The organism is Amycolatopsis rifamycinica (genome assembly GCF_000695625.1).
Lineage (GTDB): Bacteria > Actinomycetota > Actinomycetes > Mycobacteriales > Pseudonocardiaceae > Amycolatopsis > Amycolatopsis rifamycinica.
In genome coordinates, this window is the sequence record NZ_JMQI01000066.1 from 75,119 (window position 1) to 99,161 (window position 24,043).

16 protein-coding genes are annotated in these 24,043 nt (G+C 74.4%); 14 read left to right on the forward strand and 2 right to left on the reverse strand.

Annotated features, from left to right (window positions below):
• The first annotated feature begins 114 nt into the window (after positions 1-114).
• From DV20_RS31900 to DV20_RS31930, 7 genes are all read left to right on the forward strand, one after another.
• Positions 115-2,154: an MMPL family transporter gene (locus DV20_RS31900; RefSeq protein WP_043786772.1), complete on the forward strand. Its 2,040-nt coding sequence runs from the start codon at positions 115-117 to the stop codon at positions 2,152-2,154.
• A complete protein-coding gene (locus DV20_RS31905; RefSeq protein ID WP_043786773.1) occupies positions 2,151-3,536 on the forward strand; it encodes an MFS transporter in 1,386 nt (461 codons plus the stop codon). Before DV20_RS31900 ends, DV20_RS31905 begins: the two co-directional genes overlap by 4 nt.
• A 92-nt stretch (positions 3,537-3,628) precedes the next feature.
• Entirely contained in the window at positions 3,629-5,380 is a 1,752-nt protein-coding gene (locus DV20_RS31910; protein WP_043786775.1) for a fatty acyl-AMP ligase, read from the forward strand.
• A complete protein-coding gene (locus DV20_RS31915) occupies positions 5,377-12,159 on the forward strand; it encodes a type I polyketide synthase (RefSeq protein WP_043786776.1) in 6,783 nt (2,260 codons plus the stop codon). The genes DV20_RS31910 and DV20_RS31915 overlap by 4 nt, the downstream gene beginning before the upstream one ends.
• Positions 12,159-13,736 carry an acyl-CoA carboxylase subunit beta gene (locus tag DV20_RS31920; RefSeq protein WP_043786778.1) on the forward strand — a complete coding sequence of 526 codons (1,578 nt, stop codon included), beginning with the start codon at positions 12,159-12,161 and terminating at the stop codon, positions 13,734-13,736. Before DV20_RS31915 ends, DV20_RS31920 begins: the two co-directional genes overlap by 1 nt.
• A gap of 9 nt (positions 13,737-13,745) precedes the next feature.
• Positions 13,746-14,720 carry an alpha/beta hydrolase gene (locus DV20_RS31925; RefSeq protein WP_043786779.1) on the forward strand — a complete coding sequence of 325 codons (975 nt, stop codon included), beginning with the start codon at positions 13,746-13,748 and terminating at the stop codon, positions 14,718-14,720.
• A 53-nt stretch (positions 14,721-14,773) separates the two neighbouring features.
• On the forward strand, positions 14,774-15,958 hold the full coding sequence (locus DV20_RS31930) for a lipase family protein (protein ID WP_200876543.1): 1,185 nt from the start codon (positions 14,774-14,776) through the stop codon (positions 15,956-15,958).
• Between the two features lie 61 nt (positions 15,959-16,019).
• Here DV20_RS31930 and DV20_RS31935 read toward each other — a convergent pair whose 3' ends face one another.
• Both DV20_RS31935 and DV20_RS31940 read right to left on the reverse strand, forming a co-directional pair.
• Positions 16,020-16,679 (reverse strand): cutinase family protein, encoded by a 660-nt coding sequence (locus DV20_RS31935; RefSeq protein WP_051736217.1) that lies wholly within the window; start codon positions 16,677-16,679, stop codon positions 16,020-16,022.
• A 223-nt stretch (positions 16,680-16,902) separates the two neighbouring features.
• Positions 16,903-17,592, reverse strand: coding sequence for a TetR/AcrR family transcriptional regulator (locus DV20_RS31940; protein ID WP_235191033.1), 690 nt, complete (start codon positions 17,590-17,592; stop codon positions 16,903-16,905).
• Between the two features lie 141 nt (positions 17,593-17,733).
• Between DV20_RS31940 and DV20_RS31945 the strand changes: the two genes are divergently transcribed.
• From DV20_RS31945 to DV20_RS31975, 7 genes are all read left to right on the forward strand, one after another.
• The gene (locus tag DV20_RS31945; protein WP_235191034.1) at positions 17,734-18,948 is read left to right on the forward strand and encodes a helix-turn-helix domain-containing protein; all 1,215 of its coding nucleotides are present in this window, start codon (positions 17,734-17,736) and stop codon (positions 18,946-18,948) included.
• A 78-nt stretch (positions 18,949-19,026) separates the two neighbouring features.
• Positions 19,027-19,794 carry an SDR family oxidoreductase gene (locus tag DV20_RS31950; RefSeq protein WP_043786902.1) on the forward strand — a complete coding sequence of 256 codons (768 nt, stop codon included), beginning with the start codon at positions 19,027-19,029 and terminating at the stop codon, positions 19,792-19,794.
• Positions 19,791-20,669 carry an SDR family oxidoreductase gene (locus DV20_RS31955; protein WP_043786784.1) on the forward strand — a complete coding sequence of 293 codons (879 nt, stop codon included), beginning with the start codon at positions 19,791-19,793 and terminating at the stop codon, positions 20,667-20,669. The genes DV20_RS31950 and DV20_RS31955 overlap by 4 nt, the downstream gene beginning before the upstream one ends.
• Positions 20,669-21,409 (forward strand): enoyl-CoA hydratase family protein, encoded by a 741-nt coding sequence (locus tag DV20_RS31960; RefSeq protein ID WP_043786786.1) that lies wholly within the window; start codon positions 20,669-20,671, stop codon positions 21,407-21,409. The genes DV20_RS31955 and DV20_RS31960 overlap by 1 nt, the downstream gene beginning before the upstream one ends.
• Positions 21,399-22,262 carry a CoA transferase subunit A gene (locus DV20_RS31965; RefSeq protein ID WP_043786787.1) on the forward strand — a complete coding sequence of 288 codons (864 nt, stop codon included), beginning with the start codon at positions 21,399-21,401 and terminating at the stop codon, positions 22,260-22,262. Before DV20_RS31960 ends, DV20_RS31965 begins: the two co-directional genes overlap by 11 nt.
• The gene (locus tag DV20_RS31970) at positions 22,259-22,990 is read left to right on the forward strand and encodes a CoA-transferase subunit beta (RefSeq protein WP_043786788.1); all 732 of its coding nucleotides are present in this window, start codon (positions 22,259-22,261) and stop codon (positions 22,988-22,990) included. The genes DV20_RS31965 and DV20_RS31970 overlap by 4 nt, the downstream gene beginning before the upstream one ends.
• The gene (locus DV20_RS31975) at positions 22,987-24,042 is read left to right on the forward strand and encodes an NAD(P)H-dependent flavin oxidoreductase (protein ID WP_043786790.1); all 1,056 of its coding nucleotides are present in this window, start codon (positions 22,987-22,989) and stop codon (positions 24,040-24,042) included. The genes DV20_RS31970 and DV20_RS31975 overlap by 4 nt, the downstream gene beginning before the upstream one ends.
• Position 24,043 lies beyond the last annotated feature (1 nt).

A 24,043-nucleotide genomic window follows, 5' to 3' on the forward strand; every position in this document is an offset into this window, starting at 1 on the left:
CGGATCACTAACCACGGCAAAGGTTTCCGGAATTCGATTTGTGATCCGGGACGGTATCTTCGCGCACCTCGCCGTTGTTAGCGTGATCGACCGGCACGCGGGAGGAGAACACCGATGACGGCGCTCGTTTCCTGGTGCTTCCGCCGCGCCGGCGTCGTCATCGTGCTGTGGCTGGTGGCGCTGGGCGGCCTCGGTACGGCCGCGCTGCACACCGGCGCGGCCTTCCGCGACACGGTGGCCCTGCCCGCCGCGGACAGCACCGCGGCGGCCGGCCTGCTGCGCACCGCCGGGGCCGGTGGTGCCGCGGAACGCGTGGTGGTGCGCTCGCCGGACGGCCCGGTCGACGGCACGGATCGCTTTTTCCGGGGTCCGGGTGGCGAAGCCCCCGGTCCGGGCCGCGCCCGGCTCGACGCGTTCGCCGCCCGGCTGGCGGCGCTGCCGCACGTGGTGTCCGTCGATCCGCCGCCCGGCGAGGTGTCCGCCGACCGGCGGACGGCGGTGCTCACCGTGCGCTTCGACGCGCCGGCCGCCGACCTCGGGCCGGGGACGGCCGAGGCGTTCGCGGCCGCCGTCCGCGACGCCGGCGGCCTCACCGCCGGGGCGTCCGGGGAACTCGCCGCGATGACGGCCGCCGCGCCCGGGCTGGGCAACGCCGGAATCGGCCTGCTCGCCGCGGCCGTGGTGCTGCTGGTGGCCTTCGGCTCGCTGACCTGCGTCCTGCTCCCGGTCCTCACCGCGGCGGTTTCCGTGGGCTGCGCACTGGCCGCCGTGACGCTGTTGTCGCACGTCATGACCGTGCCGAAGATCAGCACCGAGATCGCCGCGCTGCTCGGGCTCGGCGTCGGCGTCGACTACGCGCTGTTCGTGCTCACCCGCTACCGGCAGGGCCGCCGGGACGGCGCCGGACCGGCGGCGGCCCTGGCCGTCGCGGCGGCGACCTCCGGCCGCAGCGTCGTCTTCGCCGGCGTCACCGTGTGCGTCTCGCTGGCCGGCATGGTCACCGTCGGCCTGCCGTTCCTGAACGGGATCGCGGCCGCCGCCGCGGTCTCGGTGCTGCTGACCGCGTTCGCCGCGCTGACCCTGCTGCCCGCGTTGCTGCGGCTCCTCGCCCGCCGGATGAGCCTGCGCCCGGACGGCCACGGCGGCCGGTGGGCCCGGCTCGCGCGGGCGGTGACCGCGCGCCCCGGCCCGTACACGCTCGCCGCCCTGCTGGTCGTGGCCGTGCTCGCGCTCCCGATGACCGGCCTGCGGCTCGGCGTGCCGGACGCCGCGCTCGACCCGCCCGGCAGCGTCACGCGCACCGCGGCCGAGCTGCTGGAAGAGGGCTTCGGGCCGGGCGCGGACGCGCCGCTGCTGGTGGTCGGGACCGGTGGCGAGTCGGTGGGCGCATTGCGGGAAGCGCTGCTCGCGAGCGCCGACGTCGGCCCGCCGGCCGCGCTGCCGGGGGGCGTCTGGCTGCTCACGGTGCTCCCGCGGACCGCTCCCGCCGATCCGGCCACCGGCGAGCTGCTCGCGTCGACGCGGGTGATGGCCAGGGTCCTCGGCAGCCCGGACGCGCACGTCGGCGGGGTCGTCGCGGCCCGGGCCGACTTCTCCGCCGCGATCGCCGACCGGCTGCCCCTGTTCTTCGCCGCCGTCGTCGGGATCTCGGTGCTGCTGCTGGCCTGGGTGTTCCGCAGTGTGCTGATCCCGCTCACCGCGGCGGCGATGAACCTGCTGACCGCGGCCGCGACGACCGGCGCGGTGGTGTTCGCCTTCGGCGGCCCGATCGAGCCGTACCTGCCCGTCTTCCTCTTCGCCGGGCTGTTCGGGTTGTCGATGGACTACGAGGTCTTCCTCATCGCCCGCATCCAGGAGGCCTGGCGCCGCCACGGCGACACGCGGGCGGCGGTCGTCGACGGCGTCGCGGCGACCGGCCGGACCATCACCGCGGCCGCGCTGATCATGGCGCTGGTGTTCGTGTCGTTCGCCTTCGTGGACGCCCGGGTGGTGCGCGAGGCGGGCGTCGGGCTGACCGTCGCCGTGCTGCTGGACGCGGTCGTCGTCCGGTGCGTGCTCGTCCCCGCGGTGATGACCCGGCTGGGCGCGGCGAACTGGTGGTTCCCGGGGCGGACGGCCGTGGTCGCCGTCGAACCGGCGGGGAGCCCGCGATGATCCGGCGGACCCTGGTCGTGCTCGCGCTCGGCGCGTTCGTCACAACGCTGGACAACACGATCGTCGCCGCGGGCGCGCCGTCCATCGGCCGCGCTCTCGCCCTGGACGTCGACGCCCTGCCGTGGATCGCGCTCGGGTACATGCTGCCCTTCGCCGGGCTCCTGCCGGCGGCGGGCGCCCTGGTCGACCGCTGGGGACGGCGTCCCGCCCTGACCGGGGCGCTGCTGGCGTTCGGCGCCGGCGCGGCGGTCGGCGGGGTGGCGGGCTCGGCGTGGCTGCTGGTCGCCGCCCGGGCGCTGCAGGGTGTGGCGGCCGCGTTCCTGGTGCCGGGGCTGCTGAGCCTGCTGCGGACCAACCTCGACGCCCGCGGCCGGACGCTCGGCGCGGCGGTGTGGACGGCCTGCCTGGCGGCCGCGCTGGCCCTCGGCCCGGCCCTCGGCGGTGTCCTGAGCGAATACTGCGGCTGGGCCTGGATCTTCTTCGTCAACCTCCCGTTCGTGGTCGCGCTGCTGGTCCTGCTGCCGGGGACCGTGCCGCCCGGCCGGACCGCCGGGACCCGCGCGCCACCGGCGCCGGCGATGGTCCTGGTGACCGCGAGCCTGGTGCTGCTCACCACCGCACTGGCCGAACCCCGGTTCCGGCTCCCGCTGCTGGCCGCCGGAACCGTGCTCGGCGTGGCGTTCCTCGTCCGGGAGCGGCGGGCGCGGGAGCGGCTCGTCCCGGCGGCGCTGACCGGGAACCGGGTGTTCCTGGGCTCGCTCGGCCTGCAGCTGCTGTGGGGACTGGGGATCTCCGGGGTCTTCTTCTTCACGCCGTTGCTGCACCAGGAGTTCCTGGGACTCGGCCCGGCCGGCGCCGGGCTGCCCCTGGCCGGGGTCGCGGTGGCGGTCGTGGCCGCGACGCCGCTGGTGCCGTCGGCGGTCGCCCGGCACGGTCCTTTTCGGACGGTGGCGGCGGGGCTGGCCGCGGTGGGCGCCGGACTGCTGGCCCTCGCCGCGGTGAACCACGTCCCCGCGCTGTGGCCACGCGTGCCCGGCCTGGTCCTGATCGGCGCGGGTTCGACGTTCACCGTCCCGATGACCTCGCACGCGCTGGACGTGGTGGCGCCGCGGTATTCCGGCACGGCGTCGGGTCTGCTGACCGCGGCCCGGGAACTGTCGAGCGCGCTCGGCGTCGCGCTGATCGGCGCGATGCTGACCTCGGTGCGCGCGGTGCGGCTGGCCGCGGGCGCCCCCGCCGGCGCGGCGCTGGCCGTCGGGTACACCGCGGGCCTGCTCGCCGCGGCCGGGCTCACGTTCGCCGGCGCGCTGCTGGCGGTGCGCGTGCCGGGGACCCGGCCCGCCGAAACCTCGTCGCCGCGTGACAAACGTGCTGTGCCCTGACCCGTTTCCCCGTGAGTACCGGAGATCGATTCGTTGACAACCGCACCGGCGCGGCTATTCACTGCGCCGGTAAACGCTCTCTGCGAGGATGCATGGAAACCATTTCCCGGCCGGATCCCGGCACCGGTCTGCCCACGGCCACCGGCGAGTCCTTCGCGACCCTGCTGGGTCACTGGGCGCGCCGCCTCGGCGACCGCGTCGCCGTGACCCACCTCGACCACCGCGACGGCGTCGACGGCCAGGCGGTCACGCTCACCTGGCGCGAGCTCGACGAGCGGGTCGGCGCGGTGGCGGCCCGGCTGTCCGAAGTGGTCGGTCCCGGGGAGCGCGCGGCGGTGCTGGCCGGGCAGTCCACCGGGTACGTCGTCGCGTTCCTCGCCGCGCTGCGGGCGGGCCTGATCGCCGTGCCGCTGTTCGCACCCGGCCTGCCCGGCCACGCGGGCCGGCTGGCTGCGGCGCTCGCCGACTGCGGTCCGCGCGTGGTGCTGACCACGGCCGGGGACCACGAGGCGGTCACCCGGTTCCTCGACGGCGCCGCGCCCGGCCCGGCGGTGGTCGACGTCGACGCCGTGCCGCCGGTCGCGGCCGGGACGCGGGACTGGCCCGCGCCCGATCCCGACGCCCCGGCGTACCTGCAGTACACGTCCGGCTCGACGCGCTCGCCCGCCGGGGTCGTGCTGACCCACCGGAACGTGCTCGCCAACGCCCGTCAGGCGTGTGCCGCCTACGGCGCCGAAAGCGGGACGACGTCGACGGTCAGCTGGCTGCCGCTGTTCCACGACATGGGGCTGATCCTCGGCATCGGCGCGCCGATGGCCGGCGGGCTGGAGTCGGTCCTGATGGACCCGCTGGCCTTCCTCGAACGGCCCGTGCGCTGGCTTCGCGCGCTCTCGGCCAGCCCCGGCGCGATCAGCGCCGCCCCGAACTTCGCCTACGCCTACTGCGCTTCCCGCGTCACCGAGGCCGACAAGCTCTACCTCGAGCTGAGCCGGGTGGTGTCGCTGATCAACGGCAGTGAACCGGTGCTGCCGGCCACGATCGAAAAGTTCCACGCGGCGTTCGCCGAATGCGGGCTGCGGCCGGAGGTGCACCGGTCCTCCTACGGTTTGGCCGAGGCCACCGTGCTGGTCTCCGTGACGGACGCGGGGAAGCCGCCCCGGCAGGTGACGTTCGACCGGGCCCGGCTCGCCGCGGGCTACGCGGAGCCGGTCGCCGCGAGCGCTTCGGCATCGACGCTCGTCTCCTGCGGCCGCCCGGTGGGGCAGCGGGTGCTGATCACCGACCCGGCGACCGGGCGGCCCGCCGAACCGGGCGAGGTCGGCGAAATCCGGGTCAGCGGCCCGAACGTCGGCCGCGGCTACTGGGGCCGGGCCGAGGCGTCGACGGCCGCCTTCGGCCTGCCCCCGCTCGATCCGGACACCGGCGAAGGCTGGCTGGCGACCGGCGACCTCGGCGTCGTCTTCGACGGCGAGCTGTTCGTGACGGGCCGGCTGAAGGACCTGGTCGTCGTCGACGGCCGCAACCACTACCCGCAGGACATCGAGCAGACCGTCGAGGAACACCCGGCCGTGCGGCCGCATTCGGCCGCGGCCTTCGCGATCGACGGCGACGGCGGGGAAGCCGCGGTCGTCGTCCTGGAACGCGCGAAGAACGTCGAAACCGACCTCGTGGCGGCGACGGCGGCCCTGCGGGCGGCGGTGTCGGCGGGGCACGGCCTGCGCCTGCACGACGTCGTCTTCCTACCGCCGGGCGAGGTGCCCCGCACCTCCAGCGGCAAGATCAGCCGGGCCCGGTGCCGGGTGTCCTACCTGGATGGTGCGTTCACCGCGCGGCGGCTCGGATGAGCGCGCCGGACGCCGCGGCGATCCGCGCGTGGCTGATCGCGCGGCTCGGCGACGTGGACCCCGACCGGCCCCTGCACGAGACCGGACTGTCCTCACGGGACGCGACGAGCCTGGCGGCCGACCTCGGCGAGTTCACCGGCCGCCCGCTGTCGCCGACCCTGGTCTGGCAGTACCCGACGATCACCGGCCTCGCCGCGCACTTGTCCACTGTGGATTCCGCGTCGGCGTACGTGCCGCTGCGCGAGGAAGGCGAGCCGATCGCGGTCGTCGGCCTCGGCTGCCGGCTGCCGGGCGGGATCGAGTCCCCGGCCGCGTTCTGGCGTTTCCTCGACGCGGGCGGTGACGGCACCGGCGACGTCCCCGAAGGTCGCTGGGAAACCTTCGCCCCGGCCGAGGACCTCGCCGGTGTCCCGTCGCGCGGCGGCTTCCTCGCCGACGTCGCCGGGTTCGACGCGGAGTTCTTCGGCATCAGCCCGCGCGAAGCCGAGGCGATGGATCCGCAGCAGCGGATCCTCCTGGAGGTCGTCTGGGCGGCGCTGGAGCACGCCGGCATCCCGCCGTCCACCCTGCGCGGCAGCCGGACCGGCGTGTTCGTCGGGCTGTCGGCCACCGAGTACGGCTCGCTGACGATGGCCGACGTCGCGGGCGTCGACGTCTGGTCCGGGACCGGCGCGGCGGCGAGCATCGCGGCGAACCGGCTGTCGTACCTGCTCGACCTGCGCGGGCCCAGCCTCACCCTGGACACCGCGTGCTCGTCGTCGCTGGTCGCGGTGCACCAGGCGGTGCAGAGCCTGCGCCGCGGCGAGAGCGAGACCGCGCTGGCCGCCGGGGTGAACGTCCTGCTCGCGCCGGGGATCACCGCCGGGTTCCACCGGGCCGGGGTGCTGGCCGCGGACGGCCGGTGCAAGCCGTTCGACGCCGGCGCCGACGGGATCGCCCGTGGCGAAGGCTGCGGCGTGGTCGTGCTGAAGCCGCTGCGGGCGGCGCGCCAGGCGGGCGACCGGGTGCTGGCGCTCATCCGCGGCAGCGCGGTGAACTCCGACGGCCGTTCCAACGGCTTGACCGCCCCCAACCCGCAGGCCCAGGCGGCGCTGCTGCGCGACGCCTACGCCACTGCGGGCGTCGACGCGTCCACTGTGGACTACGTCGAGGCGCACGGGACCGGGACGCCGCTGGGCGACCCCCTGGAGGCGGGCGCGCTGGCGTCCGTGCTCGGCTCCGGGCGCGCCGCCGGCCGTCCGCTGCTGCTGGGTTCGGTGAAGAGCAACCTGGGCCACCTCGAAGGCGCGGCCGGGATCACCGGCCTGCTGAAGGTGGTGCTGGCGATGACGCACCGGCGGCTGCCGCCGAGCCTGCACTTCCGCGAGCCGAACCCGCACATCGACTTCACGGCGTTGCGGGTGGTCGAGTCGACGAGGGACTGGCCGCGCTACTCCGGGACGGCCAGGGCCGGGGTGTCGGCGTTCGGCTTCGGCGGGACGAACGCCCACGTCGTGCTGGAGGAGTGGCCCGCGGCGGCGTTCCCGCCCCGAGCCGGTGCCGGCGGCCCGCAGGTGTTCGCGCTCTCGGCCCGGTCGGCGGAGGTGCTGCGGGCACGGGCGGGCGAGCTCGCGGACTGGCTGGCGGAGAGCGAGACACCGCTGGATGCGGTCGCGGCGACGCTCGCGCACCGGCGGGAGCACCTGCCGCTCCGCGCGGCGGTGGTCGCCGAAAGCCGGGGCGAGGTGGTCGATGCCCTGCGCGACTTGGCCGCCGGCGTCGAGCGCCCCAATGTGGCCTTCGGTGCGGTGGACGCGCCCAAGGTGGCCGCCGGTGCGCTCAGCGCGCCCAAGGGGGTCTTCGGTGCGGTGGACGCGCCCAAGGTGGCCGCCGGTGGGCTCAGCGCACCCAAGGGGGCCTCTGGGGCGGTGGACGCGCCCAAGGTGGCCGCCGGTGCGCTCGGCGCACCCAACGTGGCTTCCGGTGCGGTGGACGCAACCAACGCCACATCCGTGTCCTCGGGGGCCGGGGAGCGCGAGGGGGAGCCGGGTGTCGTCTTCGTCTTCTCCGGTTACGGCTCGCAGTGGTCCGGGATGGGGCGGCTGCTGCTCCGCTCCGAACCCGCCTTCCGGGCCGGGATCGAGGCCCTCGATCCCGTCTTCCGCGTCGAAGCCGGGTTCTCCCTGCGGGAAGCCCTCGAGCATGACCTGCCCGACCTCGCCGCGACCCAGCTCGCGCTGTTCGGGATGCAGCTCGCCCTGGCCGACCTCTGGCGGGCGCACGACGTCGTTCCGGCCGCCGTGCTGGGGCACTCGATGGGTGAGGTCGCGGCCGCCGTCGTCGCCGGGGCACTCGACGTCGCCGACGGCCTGAAGGTCATGGCCGCGCGCGCCCGGCTGCTGGCCGAGCTCGACGAACGCGGGGGCGGCGCGATGGCCCTCGTCGAGCTCTCGCCGGCCGAACTCGCCGCATTTCCCGACGTCACCATCGCGGTGTACGCGTCGCCGACCCAGTGCACCGTCAGCGGGGCCGCCGACCGCGTGGACGCCGTGGTCGCGCACGCCGAAGCCCTCGGCAGGCTCGCCCGGCGGCTGCCGGTCGGGGGTGCCGGGCACTCCGCCGCCGTCGAGCCGGTGCTCGGCCCGTTCCGCGCCGCGGTGACGGGACTGGTCCCCGGAACGCCCGGCATCCGGTGTTACAGCAGCGTTCTCGACGATCCGCGCGAGCCGCCCGCGTTCGACGTCGAGTACTGGGCGGCGAACCTGCGCCGTCCCGTGCGGTTCAGCCAGGCGCTGGCCGCGGCGGCCGCCGACGGGCACACCGTGTTCGTCGAAATCTCGCCGCACCCGGTGGCCCTGGCGGCGATCGAGCAGTCCGGCGTGCTGGGCCTGCCCTCGGCCAGCCGCCGGATCGACGAGCGGACGGCGTTCCTGACCAGCCTCGCCCGGCTGCACGTGCTCGGCGGCGGCAACCGGAGCTTCGCCCCGGGCCGGGAGCTCCGCCGCCCGGACTTCCGAAGCACCTGGCATCCCGGCGTGCTGGCCGCCCGGCCGCAGACGCCGCCGGTCGAGCTGCCCGGCCCGGTCTGGCGGCACGAACGCTTCTGGCCGCGCCGGACCGTCCGCCCCGGCGGCGCGCACCCCCTGCTCGGCGTGCACGTCGAAGACCCCGGCGGTGGCCACCTGTGGCGCGGTGACGTCGGCACCGCCGCGCTGCCGTGGCTGGCCGACCACACCGTCGGGGACACCCCGGTGTTCCCGGCCACCGGGTTCCTGGAGCTCGCGCTCGCCGCGGCCGGCCCCGGCGGCCGCGTCCACGACCTCGAACTGCGGGAAGTCCTGCCGCTCGGCGACCACACCGAGGTGACCACGACGCTGCGCGGGTCCGCGCTGACCGTCCACAGCGGACCCGGCCCCTGGGTCCGGCACGCCACCGCGCGGATCGGCACCGGCGGCACGCCGTCGGCGCCGTTCGGGGAAACCGACGGCGAGCCGGTCGACGTCTACCGGGCGCTGGCCGAGCTGGGGCAGTCCTACGGCCCGGCCTTCCGCGGCCTGCGCCGGGTGACCGCCGCGCCCGGGCGCGCGTCGGCGTCGATCGCGCAGCCGGACGCCGACCACCCGGCGTACGTGCTGCACCCGGCGCTCGCCGACGCCTGCCTGCACGCGCTGGCGGCGGCCGTCGGCGAGGCGGACGCCCTCTACCTGCCGCTGTCGGTGAGGGAGGTGGTGGTCGACGGCGATCCGCGCCGCGGCGTGCGGGTGGACGCCGTGCTCGGGGAGTCCGGCGACGGCGTGCTCGGCAGCGTCCAGCTGGTCGACGCCGACGACGTCGTCCTGGTCGAATTCCGCGACGTCTACTGCCGCCGCTACCGGGACGCGGCCCTCGCGAAGCTGCTGTACGAGGCCGCCTGGCAGCCGGCGCCGCTGCCCGCCGCCCCGGAACTGTCGGTGCCGGCCGGTAATGTGGAAAACGGGGGGCGCCCCCGCGGGCCCCGGCGGGCGCACCGGTGGATCGTGCTGTCCGACGACCACCGCGGGCTCCCGGGCGAGGACGTCCGGACCGTCCGCCTCGGCGACCGGGCCGAGCTGGCGAAGCTGCTGCGCGACGGGGAACCGACCGCGGTCCTCGCCCTGCTCGGCGCCGCCGCCGAGCCGGATCCGGCGCGCGGGGCGCGGCTGGTCGAGACGCTGGCCGGCGTCGTCGCCGAGCTGGCCGAACTGCCGGTGGCGCCGCGGCTGTGGCTGGTGACCGACGGAGCGCACGCCGTCGAACCCGGCGAGCGCGGCGACCCCGGACTGGCCGCGCTGCGCGGGCTCGTGCGCGTGCTCGCGTTCGAGCACCCCGAACTGCGGGTGAGCCAGGTCGACGGAACGGACCGGCTGCCGGACGAGGTCCGCGCGGACGGGCCGGACGACGAAATCGCCTGGCGCGGCGGCGTGCGGTACACGCGGCGCCTGGTCCGTCCCGCCCTCGGCGACCCGGTGCGGCCGCCGGTCCGCGGCGGCGCGTACGTCATCACCGGCGGCCTCGGCGGCCTGGGGTTGGTCGCGGCGAAGTGGCTGGCGGAGCGGGGCGCGACGCGGCTGGTGCTGAACAGCCGGCACGCCGCCGATCCCCAGCTGGGTGTCGACGTCCGGGTGGTGCCCGGCGACATCGCCGCCCCGGGCACGGCGGAAGCCCTGGTCGCGGCGGCCGTCGAAGGGGGCGTGCCGCTGCGCGGGGTGCTGCACGCCGCCGGCGTCCTGGCCGACGGCGCCGCGATCAGCCTCGGTACCGACGCGCTCGAGACGGCTTGGCGGCCGAAGGCGCTGGGAGCGTGGCGCCTGCACGAGGCGACGGCCGGGCACGACCTCGACTGGTGGCTGGTGTACTCGTCGGCGGCGGCCCTGTTCGGCTCGCCGGGCCAGGCCGCGTACGCGACGGCGAACGCGTGGGCCGACGCGCTGGTGGCGTGGCGCCGCGCCCAAGGCCTCCCGGCCGCGACGATCGCGTGGGGCGCCTGGGGCGAAGCCGGCGCGGCGGCCGGCTCGGTCAACCCGGTGCTCGAACCGCTCGGCACCGAGGAAGCGCTGTCGGCGCTGGACTCCGTGCTGGCCCGCGACCGCGCGGCGACCGGAGTGGCCCGGGTCGACTCGGAAACGGTGCTGGAGCTCTTCCCCGGGCTGGGGGAGCGACCGTTCTTCGGGCTCTTCGCGCCGCGGCCGTCATCGTCCACTTGGGACGGACTGGAAGCCCTGCGTTCGAAGACACCGGAAGCGGCCCGCGCGGCGATCGCCTCGCACCTGGCGGAGCTGGTCGCGGATCTGCTGGGGCTGACGGAGGTCGACCGGACGGTGCCGCTCACCCGGCTGGGGCTGGATTCGCTCTCGGCGATGCGGGCTCGCGGCGCGGTGGAAAGGGACTTCGGGTTGCCGTTGCCGATCCCGTTGCTGCTGCGGGGGGCCAGTCTGGCGGAGCTGGCCGGCCATTTGGCCGAGCAGGCGGGGTTCGGTCCGGCTTCACCCGAGCGGCGGGAGCTCGCCGGCCGTTTGGCTGACCAGGCGGGGGTTGGTCCGGCTTCATCCGAGCGGCGGGAGCTCGCCGGCCGGCTGGCCGAGCAGGCGGGGGTTGGTCCGGCTTCACCCGAGCGGCGGGAGCTCGCCGGCCGTTTGGCTGACCAGGCGGGGGTTGGTCCGGCTTCACCCGAGCGGCGGGAGCACGCCGGCCGTTTGGCTGACCAGGCGGGGTTCGGTCCGGCTTCACCCGAGCAGCCGGTGTCCGCCGCGTCCGTTGTCGCCGGGCCGCGGGATCCCGCCGAACGCTGGGTCGCCCGGCACTGGCGTGCCGTCCTCGGCGGCCCCGAACCCGGCGTCCACGAGCCCTTCGCCGGCGGTCCGGCGCAGGCTCGGCAGCTCCGGGCGGCGTTCGCCGAGCACCTTGGTGCGGTGCCCGGCGAAGACCGGCTCTTCGCCACGCCCACCGTCGCCGCGATGGCCGACCTCCTGCGGGCCGAGCTCGAAGGGCACGGTGGTGGGCCCGTGCGCCTGCTGCGGGACGGCGTCGGCGACGAGCCCGTCTTCCTCTTCCACCCCGCCGGCGGCACCGCGAGCGTCTACCGCGAGCTCGCCCGGCTCCTCCCGGAAGGCCCGCCGGTCCACGGCTTCGAGCGCCTCGACGACGCCCGCACCGTCGAGGGCAAAGCCGCCCGGTACGCGGAGCTGATCCGGCAGATCCAGCCCGACGGCCCCTACCGGCTGGGTGGCTGGTCGTTCGGCGGCTGCCTGGCCTACGAGACCGCGCGCCGCCTGGGCGGCGCCGAGCTCGTCTTCCTCATCGACACCATCCTGCCGCTGCCCGCCACCGGCGACCCGGCCGACCGGCTGCTGGACCGCTTCGACCGGTTCGCCGAGCACATCGCCCGGACCTACGGCGTGCCGTTCGCCGTGCCCCGCGAGGAGCTGGCGAGACTGGACGAGGACGCCCAGATCCGCTGGGTCATGGCCCGGCTGGCCGAGCAGGTGCCGGACATGGGCGATGGCGTCCTCAAGCACCAGTACGAGTCCTATGTGGACGCCCGGGTGGCCGAACGGTACCGGCCCGGGCGCTACGACGGGCGGGTGGTGCTGCTGCGCGCCCAGGACCCGCACCCGCTCACCACCGCACTGGACCCGCGGTACCTGCGCACGGACGACACCCTGGGCTGGGACGAGTACTGCGGTGACCTCGACGTCGTGCGGGTGCCCGGCGATCACGTGTCGATGATCGACCCGCCGCACGTGGCGGTGCTGGCCGAACGGCTCGGGGCGGTGGTGCGGTGATGGACGAGCTGACCCCGACCACCGCCTTCCGGATCGCCGACCTCGCCGCGCGGCAGGACGAAGCCGTCCGCATCGCCGAGAAGCGGGCCGTCGACCGGCAGCACGCCAAGGGGAAGCTGACCGCGCGCGAGCGGATCGGGCTGCTGCTCGACCCCGGCTCCTTCGTGGAGGCCGGCCAGTTCGCGCGGCACCGGTGCACCGAGTTCGGGACGGACGAGAACCGGCCGTGGGGCGACGGCGTCGTCACCGGGCACGGCACCGTCGACGGGCGGCGGATCTGCGTCTTCTCCCAGGACTTCAGCGTCTTCGGCGGCAGCCTCGGCGAGGTTTCCGGCGAAAAGGTGCTCAAGCTGATGGACCAGGCGACGACCATCGGCTGCCCGGTCGTCGGGATCAACGACTCCGGCGGCGCCCGGATCCAGGAAGGCGTCGTCTCGCTGGCGTACTACGCCGAACTCGGGCGCCGCAACGCCCACGCCTCCGGCGTCATCCCGCAGATCTCGATGATCATGGGCCCCTGCGCCGGCGGTGCCGTCTACGCACCCGCCATCACCGACTTCACCGTGATGGTCGACGAAACCTCGCACATGTTCGTCACCGGCCCGGACGTCGTGCACGCCGTCACCGGGGAGCGGGTCACCGCGCAGGAACTCGGCGGCGCGGCCGTGCAGAGCGAGGTGGCCGGCAACGCCCACCACCGGGCCGCCGACGAACAGGACGCCATCGACTGGGTGCAGACCCTGCTCGGCTTCCTGCCCGCCAACAACCTCGACCCCGCGCCCGCGTACGCCGACGAAACCAGCCCGGGGCCCACCGCCGCCGACCTCGAGCTCGACCGGCTGGTGCCCGACTCGCCGCACCGGACCTACGACATGGCCGAGCTGATCGTCCGGCTCGTCGACGACGGCGAGTTCACCGAGGTGCACAGCGCCTTCGCGCCCAACATGATCTGCGCCTTCGGGCGGGTGCAGGGCCACACCGTCGGGATCGTGGCCAACCAGCCGCGGCACCAGGCCGGCGTGCTCGACATCGACGCGTCGGAGAAGGCCGCGCGGTTCGTGCGCTTCTGCGACGCGTTCTCGATCCCGCTGCTGACCCTGGCCGACGTCCCCGGCTACCTGCCGGGCACCGGCCAGGAACGCGGCGGGATCATCCGCCGCGGCGCCAAGCTGATCTACGCCTACGCGGAGGCGACCGTCCCGAAGGTGACCGTGGTCGTCCGCAAGGCCTACGGCGGCGGTTACGCGGTGATGGGCTCCAAGCACCTCGGCGCCGACGTCGTGCTGGCCTGGCCCACCGCGGAGATCGCGGTGATGGGCGCCGAAGGCGCGGTCCGGGTGCTCTACCGGCGTGAGCTGGCCGGACTGCCGCCGGAAGAGCAGGAGCCGGCCCACCGCCGGCTCACCGGCGAGTACCGCAAACGGCACGGCGGCCCGTACCTGGCGGCCGAACGCGGGTACGTCGACCAGGTCGTCACGCCGTCGCAGACCCGCCTCCAGGTGGCGGGGGCGCTGCGGATGCTGCGCACCAAACGGCAGAGCCTGCCGGCCCGCAAACACGGAAACATCCCCCTCTGAGGAGTCCTCATGAAACGGATCGCCTCGCTGGCGCTGTCCGTCGTCCTCCTGACCGCCGGTGCCGGGGTGGCGCCCGCCCAGGCGAGCCCGGCCGTGGCCGACGACGGCGCGAAGGTCGTCCGGGAGACCTGGCTGGACTCCCGGACCGCCGACCTGGAGATCAGCTCGCCGGCGCTGGGCACCACCGGGCTGGTGCGGCTGATCGTGCCGTCCGGCTGGGCGGCGCAGCCCACGCGGACCTGGCCGGTGCTCTTCCTGCTGCACGGCTGCTGCGAGCCGGTCGACTACCGCTCGTGGGACCAGTTCACCGACGTCAAGGCGTTCACCGCGGCCAAGGACGCGTTGGTCGTGCTGCCGACCGGTGGTCCGGCGGGGATGTACACGAAGTGGTGGAACTTCGGGCTGAAGAACACCCCCGACTGGGACACCTTCCACACCGCCGAAGTGCGCCAGATCGTCGAACGCGGGTACCGCGGCGGCACGCGCCGCGCGGTCGCCGGGCTCTCGATCGGCGGGTACGGTGCGATCGCCTACGCGTTCAAGCACCCCGGCATGTTCGGCGCGGCCGCGTCCTACAGCGGCGTGCCCAACACGCTCTTCCCCGGCATCCCGGTCTGGATCATCGGCATCCTGGCCCGGGCCGGGATCTTCAACTACCTCGAGCTCTGGGGCGACTCGTTCGGGATGCGGCCGATCTGGTCGGCCAACAACCCGTACGACCACGTCGACCAGCTGCGCGGCACCGCGCTCTACGTCTCCTGCGGCAACGGGCAGACCGGTCCGCTCGACCCGCCGGGGCAGTCGGACGTCCTGGAGCCGTCGGCGCTGCTGTCGTCCCGCAGCTTCACCGACCGCCTGCAGTCCGCCGGCATCCCGGTGACCGTCGACTACTACGGGTCCGGCACCCACAGCTGGCCGTACTGGCAGCGGGCCCTGCACCAGTCCTGGCCGGTCCTGGCCGGCGCGCTCGGCCTCCCGGCCTGAGCGGTTCCCTTTCCCCGATGGAGGTTGTGGTGAAGCCTGCCCGTTGTCGCGCCGTGCTTTCGGCGCTCTTGACCTGCTGCCTGGTGGCGCTGGGCGTCGCGGCCGCGAGCCCGCCCGCCGGTGCGGCGCCACTGCTGCCGGGACCGTTCGACGACTCCTTCTACACCCCGCCCTCGCCGCTGCCCGCCGGCAAGCCGGGTGACGTCATCCGCTGGCGGCCGGCGGTACCGCTGCTGAACGTGCTCAACGCCGACGCCTGGCAGGTCATGTACCTGTCGACCAACGCGCTCGGCAGCCGGAACGCGGTGACCGGGACGATCCTGGTGCCGAAGGGCGTGGACCCGGTCAAGGCGCCGATCGTCGGCTACGCGGTCGGCACGCAGGGCCCGGCGTTCAAGTGCACGGCGTCCAAGGCGATGGAACGCGGCACGCTCTACGACCAGCCCGCCATCAACGACTCGCTGTCCAGCGGCTACGCGGTCGCGGTGACCGACTACGAGGGCTACTCGCCGTCGACCGTGCCCCCCTACATCACCGGCCAGTCCATGGGGCCGGCGGTGATCGACTCGGTCCGCGCGGCGCAGGACCTGCCGTCCGCGCGGCTCTCGAAGACCGCGAAGGTGATCTTCCAGGGTTACTCGCAAGGCGGCGGTGGATCGATGTGGGCGGGGGAGAAGCAGCCCACGTACGCGCCGGAACTGAACGTCGTCGGCGTCGTCGCGGGCGGCGTGCCGGCCGACCTGACCGAGGTCGCCAAGGGCCTCGACGGCTACCTCGGGTTCGGGTTCCTCGCCTTCGCCGCGGTCGGGCTCGACGCCGCGTACCCGGACTTGCGGCTCGACTCGTTCCTCAACGACACCGGCCGCCGTCAGCTGGCCGACGCGAAGAAGAACGCGTGCACCGCGGAACTGCTGCTGAACTATTCCTTCAAGAAGATCAGTGATTACACGACGTCGAACCCGCTGGGAACGCCGCAGTGGCAGGCGCGGCTGGCGCAGAACAAGCTGGGCGCGAACCCGCCGCGGGTGCCGGTGTTCCAGTACCACGCCAGCAACGACGAGATCGTCAACACCCCGCAGGCGGAAACGCTGCACCGGGCGTACTGCGCGGCCGGGGTGCGGGAGCAGTGGATCACCTACCCTGGCGAGCACGCCAGCGGGATCCTCACCGGCAGCGCCGCCGCGCACCAGTGGATCGTGCAGCGGTTCGCCGGGGATCCGGCGCCGGCGAACTGCTGAGGGAATCCGGGAAGGCCGCCTCGGACACCGCGAGGTGGCCTTCCCGGGCCGTCGGTGCGGATCAGACCTTGCTCGCGGCGAAGGCCGCCGCGTCGCCGGCTTCGCCGCCGTAGCTCAGGTGGGCGAGGATGTTGAGGCCACCCGCCTGGCAGACCGGGTCGCCGAAGGCGCAGTAGTCCTTGGTGCGGCCGGCGTAGGTGCCGGTCACCGAGCGGCCGATCGCGCGGATCGGGTTGCCGAACAACAGGATCGCCGCGATCCGGGGCGCCAGGTCCGCCGGGATGGTGGCGGCGATCGGGCCGCCGACGACCGCGCCGGCGCTGCTGATGCCGATCGAGTTGTCGACGACGTTGGCGCCCTGGGAATAGCCGACGAGGACGAACCGCTGCTGCGGGCAGGCCGCGGCCTGCGTCCGCACGTGGTTGACCAGGTCGGTGTTGCCGCGCTGCACGGAGGCGGGCTGGCCGAGGTCGGCGGGGTAGTCGACCCGGTAGCCGCTCACCGATCGCGGGCGCAGCCGGTTCTGCACGGCCGAGAAGACCGGGTCGCCGACGATGAGGCCCAGCGTGCCGGGTTCGCCGGTGCCGCGGGCCACCGGCACGTCGATGTCGGTGCACGGCGCGGCCGAGGCGGCCGGCGCGGCGGCCACGGTGAGCCCGGCGACGGCGAGGCCGACGGCGGCTGCGGCGGAAAGCAGGCGTTTCTGGGGGACGCGAATCATGGCTGATCACACCTCGTTGTGGGAAAGGGGTCGGCAAGCGCTTTCCGTGGGGGACGGGAATACGTGCGTCGCTTGCGGTGAACGCAGCGTCGCAGTGCTCGACGAACCCGGCAAGAGGTGATTTTCCGGCGGCCCGAGAATTGTTCAGCCGGTGACAAACGGTCCGGTGTGGACGCTCAGGTGGCGCACGGCCCGGCCGCGTGCGGGCGGTGCCGTCCGGGGCTCAGCCCCGGGCCGGGGGCTCCGCCAGCCGGGCCTGCGCGGGACGGTCGAACCGCTCCAGCAGCGCGGGATCGAGCCCGCGCAGCGCGGCCATGACGAACCCGGTGGCCAGTTCGCCCGCGGCGATCGGGTCGACCCCCGGCGAGTGCGAGACGTGCATCGCGGCCCGTCCGACCAGGCCGACCATCATCGCCCCGAGCAGGTCCGCGCCGGGGCCGACCGGGCGCCCGTGCGCGAGCAGGTGCTCGCGCACCTGGCCGATCACGTGGGTGGCGATGGAATCGGCGAGCGCGCGGCGCTCGTTCGACATCTCGTCGACGGCCGAATCGAACAGCAGCCGGAAACTCTCCGGGTGGGCGCCGGCGTAGCCGAACATGGCCATCACCGACAGCCGGACGCGTTCCTCCAGCGGACGTCCGTGCGTCGTTTCGTACGCGCTGATCACCCAGGCGCGCAACGCGGCGACCTCGCGCCGGACGGTGGTGCGGAAAAGGGCGGCTTTGTCCCCGAAATGCGCGTAGAGCGTGGGCTTGGTGGAATCGGCGCGGTCCGCGATCAGGCCCATGGTGGCCTGGGCGTACCCCCGCTCGGCGAACACGGCGCGGGCGGCGTCGAGCAGCTCGTCGTCGGTGGGCCGGGCGGCCGGGCTGCGGCGAGCGCTGGATCGATCAGGAGGACTCTGCCGGCTCATGGAGGTGTACTGTACGGACTCCTTGCTTTACTGTCCGGTAAAGCACGCTCCATGACATCCGGGGCATCGCCCCGGGCCGGGGGCTCCGCCACCCGGACCCCCGAAAGAGCTCCGATCGCCGTCCCCGGTGGAGGAACCCTGGTGTCCCGCGACAGTGCTCGGCAACCGGTCCCGGCTCCCCGGGACGTCGGCGAAGAAGTTCTCCGGCGGCGGGAGCTGGCCGCGCTCATGCGCCCGGCCCTGCCGGCGCTGGCGGACTGGATCGTCCGGGAAGTCCTGCGGGCGGTGCCCGTCTACGCCCGGCCGGGCGACGGTTCCTACGGCCGCGTGACGCGGCACGCCGTCGAGTGCGCCGTCGAGCTCTTCGTGGACTTGGTCGAGGATCCACTGGCCTCCCGCGAACGGCTGTACGAGACGTGCCGCCGGCTCGGCGTCGGCGAGGCCCGCGAAGGCCGGACGCTCGACGACCTGCAGGCCGCCTACCGCGTGGGCACCCGGGTCGGCTGGCGCTGGATCATGCGGCTGGGCCGTCGGCACCGGCTGTCGTCGGCGGCCATGGCGCAGCTGGCCGAGATGCTGTTCGGGTACGCGGACGAACTCGCCCGGATGTCGAGCCGCGGCCACCGCGAGACGTGGGCGGAGATCGAGGGCACCCGGGCGGGCCTGCGGCGGCGGCTGCTGCGGCTGCTGACCGGGCCCGGCGCCGTCCCGGACGCGGTGCTGGCCGAACTCGCGGCGGCGGCGGGCTGGCCGGTGCCGCGCGAAGTGGCGGCGGTCGCCGCCGAAACCGCGGTGAGCACCTCCTGGGGCTCCGACGTCCTGGCCGATCTCGATCCCCCGCAGCCGTACCTGCTGGTGCCCGCCCCGGTGGACGCGCGGGCCCTGACGCGGCTCGGCACGCGCGTGGCGGTCGGGCCGCCGACGGAGCCGGGCGCGGCGGCGCACTCCCTGCGCTGGGCCCGCACCGCGCTGCGGCTGGTGGCGGACGGCGCGCTCCCGGACACCCCGGTGACGTGGTGCACCGAGCACCTGATGGAACTGTGGCTGCTGTCGGACTCCCCGCTGGCCGGCCAGGTCGCCCGGCGGGAACTGGCCGCCCTCGACCAGTTCCCGGAGCGCACGCGCCGCCGGCTGGGCGAGACCCTGCTGTCCTGGCTGCAGAACGGTGGCAACTCCGAGAAGATCGCCGTCGACCTTTCGGTGCACCCCCAGACGGTCCGCTACCGCGTGCGGCAGCTGAAGCAGGCCTTCGGTGATCGCCTCGACGATCCCGACGCCCGGTTCGCCATGCAGGCCGCACTGCGCGCGTCCGGGCTGCGGATCGCCCGGAACGAGTTCTCCCCGCCCGACGTGTAAGAGGCGGCCCGGCCCGGCTCCCGACCTTGTCCCCAGCGAGAACATGTTCTAGTTTTGGGGGCGGAAGGTGGTGTGCCGGTGAAGACGGAGCTGGGCCTGGCCGGGACGGTGGTGCTGGTCACCGGCGGCGTCCGCGGCGTGGGCCGGGGCATCGCCGGGGTGTTCCTCGCCCACGGCGCCCGGGTCGTGGTGTGCGCGCGGCGGGAAGCGCCCACCGAGGCGGAGTTCGCCGCGTGCGACGTCCGCGACGAGCCGCAGGTCGCCGCGCTGGTCGAGGGGATCGTCGAGCGGCACGGCCGCCTGGACGTCGTCGTCAACAACGCGGGCGGGGCGCCGTACGGGCCGGCGGCCGAGGTGTCGCCGCGCCTGCACGAGAAGATCGTGCAGCTCAACCTGCTGGCCCCGCTGCTGGTCGCGCAGCACGCCAACGCGGTGATGCAGCGGCAGGACACCGGCGGGTCGATCGTGATGATCTCCAGCGTGAGCGGGACGCGCCCGTCGCCCGGCACCGCGGCGTACGGCGCCGCGAAGGCCGGGTTGGACAACCTGACCGCGAGCCTGGCCGTCGAGTGGGCGCCGAAGGTGCGGGTGAACGCCCTGGACGTGGGGATGGTGCGGACCGAGCAGGCGCACCTGCACTACGGCAGCGAGGCCGCCGTTGAAGCGGTCGGGAAGACCGTCCCGCTGGGCCGGCTCGCCGAGCCGGCGGAAATCGGGCACTGCGCCGCCTTCCTCGCCTCCGGCCTGGCTTCCTACGTCTCCGGCGCGACCCTGCGCGTGCACGGCGGCGGTGAGGTCCCGGCGTTCCTCGCCGCGGCCGACGTCAACCATCGGGAGGATGCGTGAGCGGGTTGTGCCAGGACCGGGTGGTCGTGGTGACCGGCGCCGGGCGCGGCATCGGGCGGGCGCACGCGCTGGCGTTCGCGGCCGAAGGCGCGCCGGTCGTGGTGAACGACGTGGACCGGGACGCGACCGCCGGAGTCGTCGCCGAGATCGAGGACCTCGGGGGGAAGGCGGTGGCCGACACCGCCGACGTGGCCGACTGGGCCGGGGCCCGCGAGCTGATCGGGACGGCGCTGGAGAACTTCGGCCGCCTGGACGTGCTGGTGAACAACGCCGGGTTCGTCCGGGACCGGATGCTGGTCAACCTCGGCGAGGACGAGTGGGACGCGGTGATCCGCGTGCACCTGAAGGGGCATTTCGCGCCGCTGCGGCACGCGGCCGAGCACTGGCGCGCCGAGGCCAAGGCGGGCCGGACGCCGAGCGCGCGGGTGATCAACACGAGTTCGGGTGCCGGGTTGCTGGGCAGCGTCGGGCAGGGCAACTACTCGGCGGCGAAGGCGGGGATCGCCGGGCTGACCGTCGTGGCGGCCGCGGAACTCGCCCGCTACGGCGTCACCGTCAACGCGATCGCGCCGGCCGCGCGGACCCGGATGACCGAAGCGGTGTTCGCGTCGATGGCGCGTCCCGAGAGCGGGTTCGACGCGATGGCGCCGGAGAACGTCTCGCCGCTGGTCGTCTGGCTGGGCAGCGAGGAGTCCGCGCACGTCACCGGCCGGGTGTTCGAGGTCGAAGGCGGCAAGGTGTCCCTGGCGCAGGGCTGGCGGCACGGCCCGGCCGTGGACAAGGGCGAGCGCTGGGACCCGGCGGAACTCGGCGCGGTGGTGCAGGACCTGCTCGAGCGCGCGCCCGGGCCCGAACCCGTCTACGGAGCGAGCTGATGGGCATCCGGACCGAGCGCGACGGCCACGTCGAGGTCGTCACGGTCGACTTCCCGCCGGTCAACGCGCTGCCCGTGCGGGGCTGGTTCGACCTCGCCGACGCGATCACGCTGGCGGGCCGCGACCCGGAGGTGCACGTCGTGGTCCTGCGCGCCGAAGGCCGCGGCTTCAACGCGGGCGTGGACATCAAGGAGATCCAGCGCAGCGCCGGGTTCGACGCCCTGGTCGGCGCGAACCGGGGCTGTTACGCGGCGTTCGGTGCCGTCTACGAGTGCGAAGTGCCGGTGGTCGCCGCGGTGCACGGTTTCTGCCTCGGCGGGGGGATCGGGCTGGCCGGCAACGCCGACGTGATCATCGCCTCCGAAGACGCCACCTTCGGGGTCCCGGAGGTGGAACGGGGAGCGCTGGGGGCGGCCACGCACCTGGCGCGGCTGGTGCCGCAGCACCTGATGCGCACGCTGTACTTCACCGCCCGCAAGATCACCGCCGCCGAGCTGCACGCGCACGGTTCGGTCTACCGGGTGGTGCCGCGCGCCGGGCTCGACGACGCGGCCCTGGAGATCGCCCGGGACATCGCGAAGAAGGACCCGCGGGTCATCCGCGCGGCGAAAGCGGCCCTCAACGGCATCGACGTCCAGCAGGTGCACCGCAGCTACCGCTTCGAGCAGGGCTTCACCTTCGAGCTCAACCTGCTCGGCGCGTCCGACGAAGCCCGCGAGGAGTTCTTGAATGGCCGATAAGCGCACGACCGCCGACGAGGTGGCGGCCGAGCTCGAGGACGGCATGACCGTCGGGATCGGCGGCTGGGGTTCCCGGCGCAAGCCGATGGCGCTGGTCCGGGCGATCCTGCGGACCCCGGTGAAGGACCTGACGGTCGTCTCCTACGGCGGCCCGGACGTCGGCCTGCTGTGTGCGGCGGGGAAGGTGAAGCGGGTCGTGTTCGGGTTCGTCACCCTGGATTCGATTCCGTACGACCCCTGGTTCGGCCGCGCCCGCGAGACCGGGGCGATCGAGGTGACCGAGTACGACGAAGGCATGTTCGGCACCGCGCTGTCGGCGGCGGTGCAGCGGCTCCCGTTCCTGCCGACCCGCGCGGGGCTCGGCTCCGAAGTCATGCGCGCCAACCCCGGCCTCCGCACGGTGCGTTCGCCGTACGAGGACGGCGAGGAACTGGTCGCGGTCCCGGCGCAGCACCTGGACGTCGCCTTGGTGCACCTCAACCGCGCCGACGCCCGCGGCAACGCCCAGTACCTCGGCCCGGACCCGTACTTCGACGAGCTGTTCGGCCTGGCCGCGGACCGGTGCTTCGTGTCGGTGGAGAAGGTCGTCGAGACGGCGGAGCTGACCGCGGCCGGGCCGGTGCAGTCGCTGCTGCTCACCCGCGGCGCCGTCGACGGGGTCGTGGCGGCGCCGCGCGGGGCGCACTTCACCACGGCGGCGCCGGACTACGGCCGGGACGAACGGTTCCAGCGGCACTACGCGGCCTGCGCCAAGGACCTGGACGCGTGGCCGGGGTTCGTGGACCGGTTCCTGTCCGGTGACGAGCGGCGATATCTGTCCGAAGTGGACAAGTTCGGAGCGGAGGCGGCATGAGCGCGACCCGGGCCGAGATCGCCGTGGTGGCGATGGGCGAGGTGTTCCGCGGCGACGGCGAGATCCTGGCCAGCCCGATGGGCCTCGTCCCGCAGCTGGGCGCGAAACTCGCGCGGCTGACCTTCGAGCCGGACCTGCTGATGTCCGACGGCGAAGCCTCCCTGACGACCCCCGACGGCGTCGTCGAGGGCTGGCAGCCGTTCCGCAAGATGCTCGACACGATCGTCCCGCACGGACGCCGGCACGTCGTCATGGGCGCCAACCAGCTGGACCGGTACGGCAACCAGAACATCTCCGCCATCGGCGACCACGCCCGCCCCGCGAAACAGCTGCTCGGGGTCCGGGGCGCGCCCGGCAACACCGTCAACCACCGCACCAGCTACTGGGTGCCCCGGCACAGCACCCGGGTCTTCGTCGAGAGCGTCGACGTCGTGTCGGGTGTCGGCTACGACAACGCGGCGAAGGCGGGCCCGGCGGCGCAGAAGTACCACGACGTCCACCGGGTCGTCTCGAACCTCGGGGTGTTCGACTTCGGCGGCCCGGACCACGCGATGCGGGCGGTGTCGCTGCACCCGGGCGTCACCCGCGACGAAGTCACCGCGGCGACGACGTTCGAGATCGACTTCACCGGCACCGGGACCAGCCGCGAGCCGACCGGCGAAGAGCTGCGGCTGATCCGCGAGGTCGTCGACCCGAAGGGCCTGCGGGACAGGGAAGTCCCGGCGTGAAGACGGCCCTGACGCGGCTGGCCGGCGTCGAGCACCCCGTCGTCCAGACCGGCATGGGCTGGGTCGCCGGGCCGCGGCTGGTCTCGGCGACCGCCGAAGCCGGTGCCCTCGGCATCCTCGCGTCCGCCACGATGACGTTCGGCGAGCTGGCCGCGGCGATCGCCGAGGTCAAGAAGCGGACCGAAAAGCCGTTCGGCGTGAACCTCCGCGCCGACGCGGCCGACGCCGGCGAGCGCGTCGACCTGCTGATCCGCGAAGGGGTGAAGGTGGCTTCCTTCGCGCTCGCGCCGCGGAAGGAGATGATCGCGAAACTGCGGGACCACGGCGTCGTCGTGATCCCGTCGGTCGGCGCCGCCCGGCACGCCGAGAAGGTCGCGGCCTGGGGCGCGGACGCGGTCATCGTCCAGGGCGGCGAAGGCGGCGGGCACACCGGCGGCGTGGCCACCACGCTGCTGCTGCCTTCGGTGCTGGACACCGTCGACATCCCGGTCGTGGCCGCCGGCGGCTTCTTCGACGGCCGCGGGCTCGCCGCCGCCCTCGCCTACGGCGCCGCCGGGGTCGCGATGGGCACCCGCTTCCTGCTGAGCAAGGAGAGCACGGTCCCCGACGAGGTCAAGCGCCTCTACCTCGACCAGGGTCTCACCGGGACGGTCGTCACCAGGCGGGTCGACGGTCTCCCGCACCGCGTGCTGCGCACCGACCTCGTCGAGAAGCTCGAACGCACCGGCCGGATCCGCGGCCTGGCGCAGGCCGCGCGCAACGCGCTGCGCTTCCGGAATATCACCGGCCTGTCCCCGGTTGCGATGCTGCGAGAAGGCTTCGCGATGAAGCACGGCAACGATCTGACGTGGAGCCAGCTGGTCATGGCGGCCAACACCCCGATGCTGCTGCGGGCGGGACTGGTCGAAGGCCGGACGGACGCGGGAGTGCTAGCGTCGGGACAGGTGGTGGGCATGATCCACGACCTGCCCACGGTGGCGCAGATCGTCGACGGCGCGGTGGCCGAGGCGGGTGAGATCCTGCGTCGGCTCGGCCGGCAAACGGGAGGATGAG

Bases quoted from the DNA above. Each gene is read 5' to 3' on its own strand.
- DV20_RS31900 (WP_043786772.1), top strand. From the start codon at position 115: ATGACGGCGCTCGTTTCCTGGTGCTTCCGCCGCGCCGGCGTCGTCATC.
- DV20_RS31905 (WP_043786773.1), top strand. From the start codon at position 2,151: ATGATCCGGCGGACCCTGGTCGTGCTCGCGCTCGGCGCGTTCGTCACA.
- DV20_RS31910 (WP_043786775.1), top strand. From the start codon at position 3,629: ATGGAAACCATTTCCCGGCCGGATCCCGGCACCGGTCTGCCCACGGCC.
- DV20_RS31915 (WP_043786776.1), top strand. From the start codon at position 5,377: ATGAGCGCGCCGGACGCCGCGGCGATCCGCGCGTGGCTGATCGCGCGG.
- DV20_RS31920 (WP_043786778.1), top strand. From the start codon at position 12,159: ATGGACGAGCTGACCCCGACCACCGCCTTCCGGATCGCCGACCTCGCC.
- DV20_RS31925 (WP_043786779.1), top strand. From the start codon at position 13,746: ATGAAACGGATCGCCTCGCTGGCGCTGTCCGTCGTCCTCCTGACCGCC.
- DV20_RS31935 (WP_051736217.1), bottom strand. From the start codon at position 16,679: ATGATTCGCGTCCCCCAGAAACGCCTGCTTTCCGCCGCAGCCGCCGTC.
- DV20_RS31940 (WP_235191033.1), bottom strand. From the start codon at position 17,592: ATGAGCCGGCAGAGTCCTCCTGATCGATCCAGCGCTCGCCGCAGCCCG.
- DV20_RS31960 (WP_043786786.1), top strand. From the start codon at position 20,669: ATGGGCATCCGGACCGAGCGCGACGGCCACGTCGAGGTCGTCACGGTC.
- DV20_RS31965 (WP_043786787.1), top strand. From the start codon at position 21,399: ATGGCCGATAAGCGCACGACCGCCGACGAGGTGGCGGCCGAGCTCGAG.
- DV20_RS31970 (WP_043786788.1), top strand. From the start codon at position 22,259: ATGAGCGCGACCCGGGCCGAGATCGCCGTGGTGGCGATGGGCGAGGTG.